At 63.7% G+C, this 12128-nt stretch carries 12 protein-coding genes; 6 read left to right on the top strand and 6 right to left on the bottom strand.

The annotated features are described in order from the left end of the window. Nucleotides 1-54: 54 nt before the first annotated feature. Entirely contained in the window at nucleotides 55-639 is a 585-nt protein-coding gene (locus ACE03M_RS10015) for a hypothetical protein (protein ID WP_143920612.1), read from the bottom strand. 317 nt (nucleotides 640-956) lie between these two features. On the opposite strand from ACE03M_RS10015, the gene ACE03M_RS10010 reads away from it, so the two are divergent. Genes ACE03M_RS10010 through ACE03M_RS09995 form a run of 4 tightly spaced genes read left to right on the top strand, consistent with a single transcriptional unit; the run spans nucleotide 957 to nucleotide 4045 of the window. Next, entirely contained in the window at nucleotides 957-1439 is a 483-nt protein-coding gene (locus ACE03M_RS10010; protein ID WP_009883639.1) for a CarD family transcriptional regulator, read from the top strand. Further along, nucleotides 1397-2473 (top strand): IspD/TarI family cytidylyltransferase, encoded by a 1077-nt coding sequence (locus tag ACE03M_RS10005; RefSeq protein ID WP_313900562.1) that lies wholly within the window; start codon nucleotides 1397-1399, stop codon nucleotides 2471-2473. Before ACE03M_RS10010 ends, ACE03M_RS10005 begins: the two co-directional genes overlap by 43 nt. Beyond that, complete coding sequence (gene ispF, locus ACE03M_RS10000; RefSeq protein WP_143920610.1) at nucleotides 2470-2994, top strand: 2-C-methyl-D-erythritol 2,4-cyclodiphosphate synthase; 525 nt, start codon at nucleotides 2470-2472, stop codon at nucleotides 2992-2994. Before ACE03M_RS10005 ends, ispF begins: the two co-directional genes overlap by 4 nt. Before the next feature lie 7 nt (nucleotides 2995-3001). Continuing rightward, nucleotides 3002-4045, top strand: a complete 1044-nt coding sequence (locus ACE03M_RS09995; RefSeq protein ID WP_485933845.1) for a hypothetical protein — start codon at nucleotides 3002-3004, stop codon at nucleotides 4043-4045. Here the strand turns inward: ACE03M_RS09995 and ACE03M_RS09990 are convergent. The 5 genes from ACE03M_RS09990 to ACE03M_RS09970 all read right to left on the bottom strand — a co-directional run bounded on the left by ACE03M_RS09990 (nucleotide 4015) and on the right by ACE03M_RS09970 (nucleotide 9338). After that, entirely contained in the window at nucleotides 4015-5427 is a 1413-nt protein-coding gene (locus ACE03M_RS09990) for an amino acid permease (protein ID WP_260847894.1), read from the bottom strand. The genes ACE03M_RS09995 and ACE03M_RS09990 overlap by 31 nt on opposite strands. Before the next feature lie 158 nt (nucleotides 5428-5585). After that, a complete protein-coding gene (locus ACE03M_RS09985) occupies nucleotides 5586-6257 on the bottom strand; it encodes an MBL fold metallo-hydrolase (protein WP_143920608.1) in 672 nt (223 codons plus the stop codon). After that, nucleotides 6257-7348 (bottom strand): S-(hydroxymethyl)mycothiol dehydrogenase, encoded by a 1092-nt coding sequence (locus tag ACE03M_RS09980; RefSeq protein ID WP_485933844.1) that lies wholly within the window; start codon nucleotides 7346-7348, stop codon nucleotides 6257-6259. Before ACE03M_RS09980 ends, ACE03M_RS09985 begins: the two co-directional genes overlap by 1 nt. 317 nt (nucleotides 7349-7665) lie before the next feature. Then, nucleotides 7666-7770 carry a methionine/alanine import family NSS transporter small subunit gene (locus ACE03M_RS09975; RefSeq protein ID WP_143920606.1) on the bottom strand — a complete coding sequence of 35 codons (105 nt, stop codon included), beginning with the start codon at nucleotides 7768-7770 and terminating at the stop codon, nucleotides 7666-7668. Then, nucleotides 7770-9338, bottom strand: coding sequence for a sodium-dependent transporter (locus ACE03M_RS09970; protein ID WP_485933843.1), 1569 nt, complete (start codon nucleotides 9336-9338; stop codon nucleotides 7770-7772). Before ACE03M_RS09970 ends, ACE03M_RS09975 begins: the two co-directional genes overlap by 1 nt. Nucleotides 9339-9633: 295 nt before the next feature. On the opposite strand from ACE03M_RS09970, the gene cysS reads away from it, so the two are divergent. Continuing rightward, nucleotides 9634-11085 carry a cysteine--tRNA ligase gene (gene cysS, locus ACE03M_RS09965; protein ID WP_485933842.1) on the top strand — a complete coding sequence of 484 codons (1452 nt, stop codon included), beginning with the start codon at nucleotides 9634-9636 and terminating at the stop codon, nucleotides 11083-11085. A gap of 78 nt (nucleotides 11086-11163) precedes the next feature. Beyond that, nucleotides 11164-12099: a 23S rRNA (guanosine(2251)-2'-O)-methyltransferase RlmB gene (gene rlmB, locus ACE03M_RS09960; RefSeq protein ID WP_143920603.1), complete on the top strand. Its 936-nt coding sequence runs from the start codon at nucleotides 11164-11166 to the stop codon at nucleotides 12097-12099. Nucleotides 12100-12128: the final 29 nt, after the last annotated feature.

The following is a 12128-nucleotide window of genomic DNA, read 5'->3' as shown; positions in this document are numbered from 1 at the left end:
CGCCCACATCGTGTGGGCGGCTCCTTGAGGTATTCGGCTCTTGTGCGGCTGGGTTCAGCCGTTGATGCCAGTGGCTGACTCGCCCTGTTCGCCGGACTGCGATGCGTCTTCGCCGGGCTGTGAGGCATCCTCGCTGGGTGACTCCGATGGCTTTTCGGTCGGTACGTACTGTTCGTAGTACGGCAGGGAATTCGACAGGACCTGAGTCCGGATCGTCTTCTCGTCGCTGCCGACCTTGACGGTGACGTCGGCCAGGTCTCCGGGCTTCGCCTTGAGGCTGTCCACGATGACCGGCTTCGAAGACGTCGACGCCGAACTCTCCGGGTCCTGCACGAAGGTTTCGCCGGCCTTGACCGACTCGGTGGTCGTCTTCCCGCCGACGTCCAGGGACACCTTGGCGGAGGAATCGCCCTTGTTGATGAGTGTGAAGAACAGCTGGGCCGGGCCCTTGCCGGACTCGTCCATGATGAGCATCAGACCGCGGACCTCGACGTCTCCGACCGATCCCCAGGCACCGTCACCGGCGTTGTACTGGTACTCGGCGGTCTGGTGAGGTGACAGCAGGCTTGCACATCCGCTGACTGGAATGACGAGAGCGAGTGCGGCAACTGCGAGTGCCGCGCGGTTGTGCCGTTTCATTGTGCTCCTTGAAGTGGCAATACAAGATCAATCTGTATACTACCCGGTTTTTGACCGGCCGTAGAACCCGGAGCGGGACCGGACGGGTTCACGCGGTGAGAACTCCAACAGAGCCCGGGCCTGCGCAGTGAGTGCTCCAGCAGAGCCCGGCCCTGGTGGGACGGATTTCGGCCGCGAGAACCTCGGCATCGCTGGAGACGAGTCCGCGTTCGGCAAGCCGCGCAGCGGAGCCTAGCACGAAGAATCCGCAGCCTGAATGATTTCTGTGGCGCGCCTCATGGTAAACTGGAAGTCCGCGAAAGGGGTTTGAAGAGAATATGAGTTTCGAGGTCGGCGACACAGTTGTCTATCCACATCACGGTGCAGCGACAATCCAAGATATCAAGAAACGAACCATTAAAGGTGAGGAGAAACTGTATCTCAAGCTCCAGGTCGCCCATGGTGATCTAGTGATCGAGGTTCCTGCGGAGAACTGCGACCTCGTCGGTGTGCGCGATGTCGTCGGTGAAGAGGGTGTTGAGAAGGTTTTCAACGTCCTCCGCGCGGAATTCGTCGAAGAGCCCACGAACTGGTCTCGTCGCTACAAGGCGAATCTTGAGAAGCTGCAGTCCGGCGACGTGATCAAGGTTGCCGAAGTCGTTCGTGACCTCTGGCGTCGCGAGCAGGACCGCGGCTTGTCGACCGGTGAGAAGCGCATGTTGTCCAAGGCTCGTCAGATCCTCGTTTCCGAACTCGCATTGGCTGAGAAGAAAGAGGAATCCGAGGCCGAGGCCATTCTGGACGAAGTGCTCGCGTCCTGAATATCTGCGTCATCGTTCCGGCCGCAGGGTCGGGAACGCGCTTGGGCAGTGCAGACCCGAAGGCCCTCGTTCGGCTGAACGGGAAGAGCCTTCTGGCTCGCAGTCTTGAGGCGATCATCTCCTCGGGAGTTGCTTCCACAATTGTGGTTGCCGCTCCTGAGGAGTTTTTAATGCGTGCCCGCAATGAAATCGATTCCATTTCAGAATCGGGTGCGAAAGATTCGGAATCCAACATGTCGGGAATGCGAATCACAGCTGTAGCAGGCGGAGAAGATCGAATCGAATCCGTGCAATTAGCCTTGAAATATGCAGGTGACGCAGACGTTGTGCTGGTCCACGATGCCGCCCGGGCGCTGACACCCTCCGAGGTCTTCCGGCGAGTAGCCGATGCTGTCCGCGCGGGCGCCGAGGCGGTCGTTCCCGTCCTGCCCATGACCGACACCGTGCGTCGCGTGGAGAGTCGCCCCGCAGTGAACTCGGATCACCGTCCCACCATGAACGATCACCGTCCCACCACGAACGACGGGCGCCGGGCGCCTCGATCGCAGCCAGACGCAGACGGTTGGCAAGTTGTGGTCGAATCTGGTGCTGAGAACGACCAGAAGTTACCAACCGTTGAGGTCCTCCACGGCGATCTTGACCGTTCGCGATTGCGCCGGGTCCAAACCCCACAGGGATTCACTGCCAGCACCCTGCGTCGAGCACACGAGAGATACGAAGACGATCTGGCTGCCTTGGGGCCTGGATCCCTCGCGGCCACGGATGATGCGGGACTCGTCGAGCGCCTCGGCATCGAAGTCGTCGCCGTTGACGGTGACGAGGAAGCACTGAAGATCACCTACCCCCTCGACCTCGTACTCGGTGAGCACATCGCGACGAAACGGGACACGGAAACGACTCGGGACGCGACGAAACGGGACACGGAAACGACTCGGGACGCGACGCAGCAGGAGTCGGCGACTATCGACGCGCAAGCGACTCTGGACGAGGGCGAGAAACAAAACCCCGCGAGCGAAGGAGAGCAGCGACGATGACCATGGTCATTCCTCGTACCGGTATCGGAGTCGACGTGCACGCCTATTCCGACGATCCCGAGCGGGAACTCTGGGTCGCGGGCCTGAACTGGCCCGGTGAACGTGGGCTCGAGGGCCATTCCGATTCCGACGTTGCTGCCCATGCGTGCTGTGATGCGCTGTTCTCTGCCGCGGGAATCGGCGATCTGGGACAGCATTTCGGCGTCGACAGGCCTGAGTTCGCCGGTGCCTCCGGGGCCGCTCTCCTCGCCGAGGCAGCACGACAGGTCCGTGCGGCAGGTTTTGAGATCGGCAATGTCTCCGTCCAGGTCATCGGCAATCGCCCGAAGATCGGTACGAGGCGGCTCGATGCTCAGCAGGCGCTGTCGGCGGCTGCTGGGGCCGATGTATCGGTGTCCGGGACGACGACCGACGCGCTCGGGCTGACGGGGCGCGGCGAAGGAGTCGCAGCCATCGCGAATGCTCTCGTCTATCCTGTTGCGCGCGACGACGCGTCGGTGGCAGCGCCGAGACCGCAGTGAGCAGTGCATGAAGGTCGTGTTCCAAGGGGCAGGAGCGATCGGCCTCGCAGCCGCGGCGCTGTTCGGCCGAGGACACGAAGCGGTCGTGGTCTCACGGTCGGAGAGTTCGAACTCTGATGCAGTGCGGGGGCGAAGCGCCGCATATCCGAGACGGGTGCGCTCCTTCGGAAAGGAGCCGGTGTGCCGGGAACCCGTGTTCGGTCAGAGGCCAGCGCGTCGGGAACCTGTGCAGGGGGCAGGCACTGCACGCCGGGTGACTGTGGTCGATTGGGCCGCGGTGAGTTCGGAATCCTGGGACCTCGTGGTGCTGACGACACGGCCGGGTGACCTCGACGAAGATGTTGCCGCGTCGATTGTCGCCCTTCGCCCGGGCATCATCGCCATCACCAGCCAGGTCGATGGGGACCGGTCCATTGCTGCGTCGATGTTCCCTGATTCCGAGATCCTCGTCTTCTCACCCGCGCTCCTGTCAGAGCGAACAACTCGACGCAAGGTCAGATACTGGCATCCGCCCGGGATGCCTGTGTTCATGGCCAGCGGCCGCAGGGAGACTGTGCGAGGACTGCGTCGCAGGCTCGGTGGCCTCATCGTCGGTGTGCCGGCCTTTGTGATCTCCGCTCCACCGGCGGTGTTCATTCCCTACGTCGCTGAACTGAGTGCTCGCGAGGGCAGCTGGGCCAGCCTGAGGTCGCATCTGCGACGGCCCTCGCGGGCAGCCTCGGAGGCGGTGCACGCAGTGACCGGCGTCCGGATGCCGATGTCGGACCGAGGGGCCGGGTTCGTCCTCGACGCCTTGGAACGATTCGTGCCCATCGACGTCAGCGAATATGCGGGTCGACACTTCGGCCGCCACGAAGGCCAGACACTCGATATGCTCGACGGATGGCTCAACCGAGCAGCAGAGCGAACCTCCGTGAGGGCACAGCCGCCTACGCCCGCAATGCACCGATCACCTACTCCCACCTCAGTGGCGGGACAGCTGCCGATCCCGATGCAGTCGTCGGCACTTCGTGAACTGGCTCAGGCCCTGCGCTTACGCGTGACCAGGTAGCCGATCCCGTAGAGTGCTGCGGTGAAGACCAGGGTGCCGAGTATCTGGATGCGCACGGACTCCACGGTCAGACCGAGGATGATGATCACGGCGATGCCAGCCAGAGTCGCATAGGACAGCCAGGGGAAGAGCCACATCTTCAACGGCAGCTCTGCGCCGGCGGCCTCGGTACGGCGGCGGATGATGATCTGGGAGACCAGTGTCGCGACCCAGGTGACGATGAGCGTGGACCCGACGATGTTGAGCAGCACACCAAGCACCTCGGCGGCCCAGAAGTAGTTCAGGGCCACTGCTGCGAATCCGAACGCCGAGGTGGCCAGCACCGCGACCATCGGGACGCCGCGTGTGGTCGTGCGGCTCAGTCCTGCCGGGAGCATCTTCCGTTCGGACATGGAGAACGCCATCCGGGAAGCACCATAGATGTTCGCGTTCATCGAAGACAGCAGTGCGATGACGATGACCGCGGCCAGAAGAGACGCGATGACGGGGAGACCTGCGGTGTCGAGGACTGCGACGAAGGGTGACTCGGTGAGCCGTTCGTCCTTCCAGTCGAGGACGAGGACGATGATCGCCACGGAGCCGATGTAGAGGAACAGGATTCGCCACACGATGGTCTTGATCGCCTGCGTCACGCTGCGACTCGGGTTCGCGGTCTCGGCAGCGGCGACCGCCACGATCTCGATCCCGCCGAAGGCGAACGCCACGACGAGGAGACCGGCCGCAACACCCGGGAGACCTGTGGGCATGAACCCATCGGCGAAGATGGTCTCGGGTGGTTGTGCCGGGGTCCAGCCGAACAGGAATGCGGCGCCGAGGACGAGGAACAGAGTCACGAAGGCGACCTTGATGAGGGAGAACCAGAACTCGAACTCACCGAAGCTGCCCGAGGTGGTGAGGTTGATCGCGGTGAAGATGATCATGATCGCCAGAGCGATGACCCATTGCGGGATCGAAGGCACATAGCTGGCCGCGATCTGTGCGGCGGCAGTGGCCTCGGCTGCGACGACGAGGCAGAGTTGGACCCACCACAGGGCGCCGACGGCGAATGCGGCGGCAGGGCCCATCGCGCGACCAGCGTAGTGGGAGAAGGCGCCGGGATTCGGGTCGGCAGCCACGAGCTCTCCCAGGGCTCGCATGACGAAGATGACGATGAGCCCGGCAACCACATAGGAGATGAGGACGGCTGGACCGGCAGCCTGGACACCGGCGCCCGAGCCGACGAACAGGCCGGCTCCGATCGCCGATCCGAGGCTCATCATAACCAGATGGCGGGGCTTCATTCCGATCTTGAGGCCCGCGCCGCCCCGCGACGTCTCAGGTGTCAGAGACTCTGAGGATGAGTCTGCGGGTACAGGGGACTGCGATGATTGAGATTCAGGCACCAGACGATTCTAGCGCCCGAGACGAAGAGATGCCGTGGGCGCGAATCTGCGACCACGGCATCTCCGACCGGATTCAGCTGTGCAGGCTCTGACCCGAGCGGTGATCAGTGTGATCACTCACCCGAGCGCCACCTCGGCGAATCAGCGGTGTGAGGACCTCACGCTCCGCGCTTGACCCAGTCCTCCAGCGACGGGGCTTCGGCTCCGATCGACGTCGGCTCGCCGTGTCCGGTCAGGACGATCGTGGCGTCAGGCAGCTTGAACAGGACGTCTCTGATCGATTCGATGATCGTTTCGAAGCTCGAGTGCGAACGACCGGTCGCGCCGGGGCCTCCATTGAAGAGAGTGTCTCCGGAGAAGAGGACGGGCCCGACAGCACTGCCGGCACCCGCAGTTGCCGGGATCGGCAGGCCGGTCTCGACGAAGAAGCAGGTGGAGCCGGGGGAGTGGCCAGGGGTGTGCAGGGCCTTGATCCTCACGCCGCCGACGTTCCAGGTATCACCGTCGGAGATCTCCATGTCCGGGCGGTAGCTGTCATACGTCATGTCCCAGAGGACGTGATCCTCGGGGTTCAGATGAACGGGTGGGTTGCCCACGCGGTGTGCGAAATCGCGGACGACTCCGACATGGTCATCGTGACCGTGAGTCAGCAGAATCGCTTTGACCTCACGCGCACCGACCTTCTCCGCGATGGCGTTGACGTCGTGCGCGGGGTCGATGACGATGACTTCGGAGTCATCGCCGATGATCCATACGTTGTTGTCGACGTCCCAGGTTCCGCCGTCGAGCGAGAACGTTCCAGTCGTAACCAGATGTTCGATTGCCGTCATCAGAGCTCCACCACCGATCGCAGTACCTTGCCTTGACTCATCTTCTCGAAAGCCTCCTCGACGTCGCCGAGCCCGATGCGTTCAGACACGAACTTCTCCAATGGCACGCGTCCCTGCTGATACAGGTCGACGAGCATCGGGAAGTCCCGTTCGGGCAGGCAGTCGCCGTACCAGGAGGACTTCAGACGACCGCCGCGGCCGAAGACGTCGAGCAGCGGAACGCTCAGCTCCATCTCGGGGGTCGGCACGCCAACGAGCACCACGGTGCCCGCGAGGTCACGGCCGTAGAAGGCCTGTCGCCAGGTCTCCGGACGGCCGACCGCGTCGATGACGACGTCGGCGCCGAAGCCCCCGGTGAGTTCCTGGATGGCCTCGACGACCTCGTCCTCGCTCTTGCCGCGCGTATTGACTGTGTGGGTGGCTCCGAGATCCTTCGCCCAGTCGAGCTTCGTGTCATCGAGGTCGAGGGCGATGATCGTGCCGGCACCGGCCAGCGCAGAACCGGCGATGGCCGAGCAGCCGACGCCGCCGCAGCCGATGACGGCCACGGTCTTGCCGCGGGTGACCTCGCCGGTGTTGATGGCGGCACCGACTCCGGCCATGACACCGCAGCCAAGGAGGCCCACGACAGCGGGATCAGCCTCGGGGACCTTGGTGCACTGTCCGGCCGCGACCAGGGTCTTCTCTGCGAAGGACCCGATACCCAGTGCGGCTTCGAGCTCTGTGCCGTCGGGCAGGGTCATCTTCTGCGAAGCGTTATGGGTGTCGAAGCAGTACCAGGGTTCACCGCGCTTGCAGGCCCGGCACTCACCGCAGATGGCGCGCCAGTTGAGGATGACGAAGTCGCCCACCTCGACGTCGGTGACGCCTTCGCCGATCTCCGAGACCGTGCCGGCCGATTCGTGGCCGAGCAGGAACGGGTAGTCGTCGCTGATCCCGCCCTCGCGGTAGTGGAAGTCCGTGTGGCAGACGCCGCACGACTTCACATCGACGATGACCTCGCCTGGACCCGGATCGGGGATGACGATGTCGGCGAGTTCGACCGGCGCCCCCTTGCTGCGGGAGATGACACCTTTGACGGTCTGTGGCATTGCGTCTCCTAGTGATCTGGGCGTTGTGCTCTGTGCATGGGCAAAGGCCATATGCGCCCACTGAAAAGTTCGTACAACCCCCACCCTAACCAGGCAGGGCGCTCGCGACCAGTGCGCCCGCCGAATGAGAATTCAGGTCCGAAGCCGGGACATGCGAGAGGTTCGAAGTTGGGACATGCGAGAGGTCCGAAGTCGGTCGGTGCGTGAGGCGAGACGAGGGGCGAATCGACGAAGGCGGCCCGATGCCTGTTGCCAGGTGTCGAACCGCCTTCGTCGGAACAGATCTCGGGTGCGAGGTCACCATCTGTCGGTGGTGATCACTCCCCGTCCGGGTGCTTGCGCAGGTGCATGATTGCGGCAATGAGGCCGCCCCAGACGGTGACCATGGCGATGACCATCATGACGATTGCTGAGGTACCCATCAGTGTGCTCCTCCGTGAGTGGTGTTTGTGCGATTCTTTTCGGCCACAGAATCAGCGATAGCCGCATCAGCCGCGTCGAGTGTCTTCTGGGGCCATTTGATCAGAGTCAGGACGATCGAGGCGATGATGAGCAGCCCGATCATGCCCCAGCCGAAGGTGCCCGTGAGGACGACTGGATAATCTTCATAGCCCTCGGTCGAGTAGGTGATGATCTGGGTGATGAGCATGTAGATGAGCACGATGGTCGTGAGACCGCCGAGGATGATCATCCAGAGCCAGCCCACCTTGAAGCTCGAGATCGCGTTGAGGTGATCACGCAGGACAGGAAGCCTGCGGGCAATCCAGCCGATGGTGATGAGCGCGACCACGGCACCACCGACGATGCCGATGTTGTTGGCCCAGGCATCGATCGTGTCGAGGACGTAGAGGCCGGTGACGGTGGGCATGAGCAGGATCGAGATGACCGCCATGATTCCGCCGACGAGCAAGGTCGAGGCCTTGTCGCCGAGGCCGAACTTCTCACGCACGGCCTGAATCGGGACCTGCACGATCGAGATGATCGAAGTCAGCCCGGCGAACACGAGGCAGGCGAAGAAGGCGAAGCCGAACAGCGCCCCTCCCGGCATCTCCGAAATCAGTGTCGGGAACGCCATGAACGCGAGTCCGATGCCGCTGTCGGCGACCTCGGAGACCTGCGTGCCCTGCGCCGCGGCCATGAAGCCGAGAGCCGCGAAGACGCCGATTCCGGCGAGGATCTCGAACGCGGAGTTCGAGAAGCCGACGACGAGACCGGCACCGGTCAGGTTCGTCTTCCGCTTCAGGTAAGAGGCGTAGGTGATCATGATGCCGAAGGCGATCGACAGTGAGAAGAAGATCTGCCCATAGGCCGCGATCCACACCGCCGGATCTGTCAGTGCCGCAAAGTCCGGGGTGAACAGCGCGTCGATGCCGTCGAAGGCGCCCGGCAGGAACAGCGCCCGGACGACGAGCGCGAGGAACAGGACGACCAGCAGCGGGATGAAGATCTTCGCGAATCGCGCGATGCCGTTCTGCACGCCGGCCAGGAGGATTCCCAGCGTGGCGATCCACACGAGGATGATCGGAATCAGGATGCCGGGGACGAACTCGAATGAGATGCCCGGGTCGCTGGCGTGGAGGAACGTCTCGGTGAAGAAGCCGGTCGCGTCATCGCCCCATGCCTGGTTGAGCGAGAAGAACATGTAGCAGCCGGCCCAGCCGATGATGGCTGCGTAGTAGATGCCGATGAAGAAGGCCACACCGGTCTGGAACCAGCCGATGGGCTCGGCGACCTTCGACGCAATCCGGAACGCCAGCGGCGCTGAACCGCGGGACCGGTGGCCCATTGCGTAGTCGAAGAACAGCAGCGGAATGCCGGCTGTCAGAAGAGCGACGAGGTAGGGGATGATGAAGGCGCCGCCGCCGTTGTCGTACGTGATGTACGGGAAGCGCCAGATATTGCCGAGGCCGACTGCCGATCCGATGGCTGCGAAGATGAACGCGCCGCGGGTGGCGAAGACCTCCCTCTGGGGTGATTTGGTGGAAGACACGGTGTTCCTTTCTGTCCAACCACATTGTTGTGAGGCTGATGCCGGTATGACGGTCTGCTGTGACGAAGTCGCCGGCAAGCGAGCGTACCGCCCATGAAGGTCACCTCGTGATGAGGCAGGCACGGTCGCGTTGACTTGCTCCCCAGCATACTGGGAGGCCTCGGTGAAACGTGCCCCAAGTCACGTGAGCTGTGTAACACTCTCGTATCAAATGTCGGACACCTCATAGTCGTCCCTGCGTCATGATGCTCGCGAAGACAGCAGCACCACGCTTGTCCCCGGTAGACTTGTGTGCGTGACTATCGCTCTGTATAACACCGCCAGCCGCACCACCGACGAACTGCGCCCCGTCAATGCCGGGCACGTGGGCATCTACGTCTGTGGTGCCACGGTGCAGGGTGAGCCCCATATCGGCCACCTGCGCTCGGCCTCGGTCTTCGATCAGCTTCGTCGTTGGCTGATGTACCGCGGCTACAGCGTCACCTTGGTCCGCAACGTCACGGACATCGACGACAAGATCCTGTCGAAGTCCGCCGAGGAGGGGCGACCCTGGTTCGCCCACGCTTTCAAGTACGAGCGGGCCTTCACTCAGGCCTATGCCGCCCTCGATGTGCTGCCACCCAGCTACGAACCCCGCGCCACCGGGCACATCACCGAGATGATCGAACTCATCGATCGACTCATCACGGCGGGGTATGCCTACCCGGCACTCGACGACAGCGGCGATGTCTACTTCGCGGCCGCCTCGTGGGCGGACTATGGGGAACTGACCAACCAGCGCCTCGAGGACATGGAACCCGCTAACGATGCGGACTTGAGGGGCAAGAAGGACGCCCGAGACTTCGCGCTGTGGAAGGCGCACAAGCCCGGCGAGCCCGGCACCGCCTCGTGGCCGGCTCCCTGGGGTCGGGGCCGACCGGGCTGGCACATCGAGTGCTCGGCCATGTCGACGAAGTACCTCGGCGAGAACTTCGACATCCACGGCGGTGGGCTCGACCTGCGCTTCCCTCACCACGAGAACGAGCTGGCCCAGTCGCGCGCGGCAGGTGACCGGTTCGCCAACATCTGGATGCATTCGGGTCTGCTCAACGTGGGCGGGGACAAGATGTCGAAGTCGCTCGGCAACTCAGTCTTCGCTTCCGAACTCTTCCACCGCTACAGCCCGCTGGCCGTGCGCTACTTCCTCACCGGTGCCAGCTACCGGTCGATCCTCGAGTTCTCACCCGAGGCCATGGACCGGCAGACGGCCTCGCTCGACCGCCTGGCGAATTTCCTCCAGCGGGCCCGGCAAGCACTCGGAGACGACGCACCCGCACTGCCCGATGTCAGCGACTCCTACCGCGGTCGCAGCGTCGACGTACCCACGGAGTTCGCAGCGGCACTCGACGACGACCTCGGCGTGCCCCGTGCACTGTCCGTGGTCTTCGCGAAGGTCACCGAGGGTGCGAAGCTCCTCGATTCCGGCCAGGACCGGAACACTCTCACACAGATCGTCGCCGAGGTGGAGCTGATGCTCGATATCCTGGGAGTCAATCCCAGCGCCGAGGCGTGGGCCGGCTCAGGAGCGAATGCGACGGTGGAATCGGCGCTGGATTCCCTCGTCGATGGCCTCGCCGCGCAAAGGGCCGCGGCGAAGGCGGAGAAGGACTTCGCCACCGCCGATGCGATCCGCGACAATCTGGCATCCGCCGGAATCGTCATCGAGGACACGGCCGACGGTTACCGCTACCACGTCAAGGACAGCTGACTCGCTGCACTCTGCTCAGAAAATCTCTCCCGGTGACGAACTCCGGTTCGTGACCACCTACGACTCTTAAGGATTCACATGGCTTCCAACCCACGCGCCGGCGGCTCGAAGAAGGGCCCGACCAAGGGCTCCGGCGGCAAGAACAAGCGCAGCCTGCAGGGCCGCGGCCCCACGCCCAAGGCCGAGGATCGTGTCTATCACAAGGCGCACAAGACGGCAGCGGCGAAGAAGGCATCAAGCGCCAATCAGGCCAGGCGCCGCAAGAAGGAGAACGGTCCGAACATGGTCGCCGGGCGCAACTCGGTGCTCGAGGCTCTGCGTGAGGACGTTCCCGCAACCGCGATGTACGTCGCCGGACGAATCGACTCCGATGACCGTGTTCGGGAGGCCATCACCCTGGCCACCAAGCGCGGCATCTCGATGCTCGAGGCGAGCAAGCCCGACCTCGACCGGCTCACCGATGACGCGATCCACCAGGGCATCGCCCTGCAGATCCCGCCCTACGACTACGCCGAGCCCCGTGACCTGCTCGAGGTCGCAGCCGACCGGGCCGAGGCGCCGCTGCTCGTCGCTCTCGACGGCATCACCGACCCCAGGAACCTCGGTGCCATTGTGCGATCCGCGGCTGCCTTCGGCGGTCACGGCGTCATCATCCCGGAGCGTCGTGCCGCCTCGATGACGGCAGCCGCATGGAAGACCTCCGCCGGTGCTGCGGCCCGCATCAAGGTCGCCCAGGTCGTCAACCTCGCGCGTGCCATCGATGAGCTCAAGAAGCAGAACGTCTTCGTCGTCGGACTCGACATGGACGGAGACGTCGAGCTGCCGGAGCTGACCTTCAGCCGTGACCCGGTGTGCATCGTCGTCGGGTCCGAGGGCAAGGGCATCTCTCGCCTCATCGCCGACAAATGCGATCAGATCGTCTCGATTCCGATCGCCGCGACCACGGAGTCCCTCAACGCGGGAATCGCCGCAGCTGTCTCCCTCTACGAGGTCGCTCGCACCCGACGCGGCTGAGAGCGACCAGTCCGCCCTAAACCTCCCCG

It is taken from the genome of Brevibacterium sp. AGC70 (genome assembly GCF_057334195.1).
Note: the sequence above shows the minus strand (reverse complement) of the source record. Positions and strands in the feature narration are given on the sequence as shown.

What these genes read in the sequence shown, in the direction of transcription:
- ACE03M_RS10015 (WP_143920612.1), bottom strand. Translation starts at nt 639, where the DNA reads ATGAAACGGCACAACCGCGCGGCACTCGCAGTTGCCGCACTCGCTCTC.
- ACE03M_RS10010 (WP_009883639.1), top strand. Translation starts at nt 957, where the DNA reads ATGAGTTTCGAGGTCGGCGACACAGTTGTCTATCCACATCACGGTGCA.
- ACE03M_RS09995 (WP_485933845.1), top strand. Translation starts at nt 3,002, where the DNA reads ATGAAGGTCGTGTTCCAAGGGGCAGGAGCGATCGGCCTCGCAGCCGCG.
- ACE03M_RS09980 (WP_485933844.1), bottom strand. Translation starts at nt 7,348, where the DNA reads ATGCCACAGACCGTCAAAGGTGTCATCTCCCGCAGCAAGGGGGCGCCG.
- rlmB (WP_143920603.1), top strand. Translation starts at nt 11,164, where the DNA reads ATGGCTTCCAACCCACGCGCCGGCGGCTCGAAGAAGGGCCCGACCAAG.
- ACE03M_RS09975 (WP_143920606.1), bottom strand. Translation starts at nt 7,770, where the DNA reads ATGGGTACCTCAGCAATCGTCATGATGGTCATCGCCATGGTCACCGTC.
- ispF (WP_143920610.1), top strand. Translation starts at nt 2,470, where the DNA reads ATGACCATGGTCATTCCTCGTACCGGTATCGGAGTCGACGTGCACGCC.
- ACE03M_RS09985 (WP_143920608.1), bottom strand. Translation starts at nt 6,257, where the DNA reads ATGACGGCAATCGAACATCTGGTTACGACTGGAACGTTCTCGCTCGAC.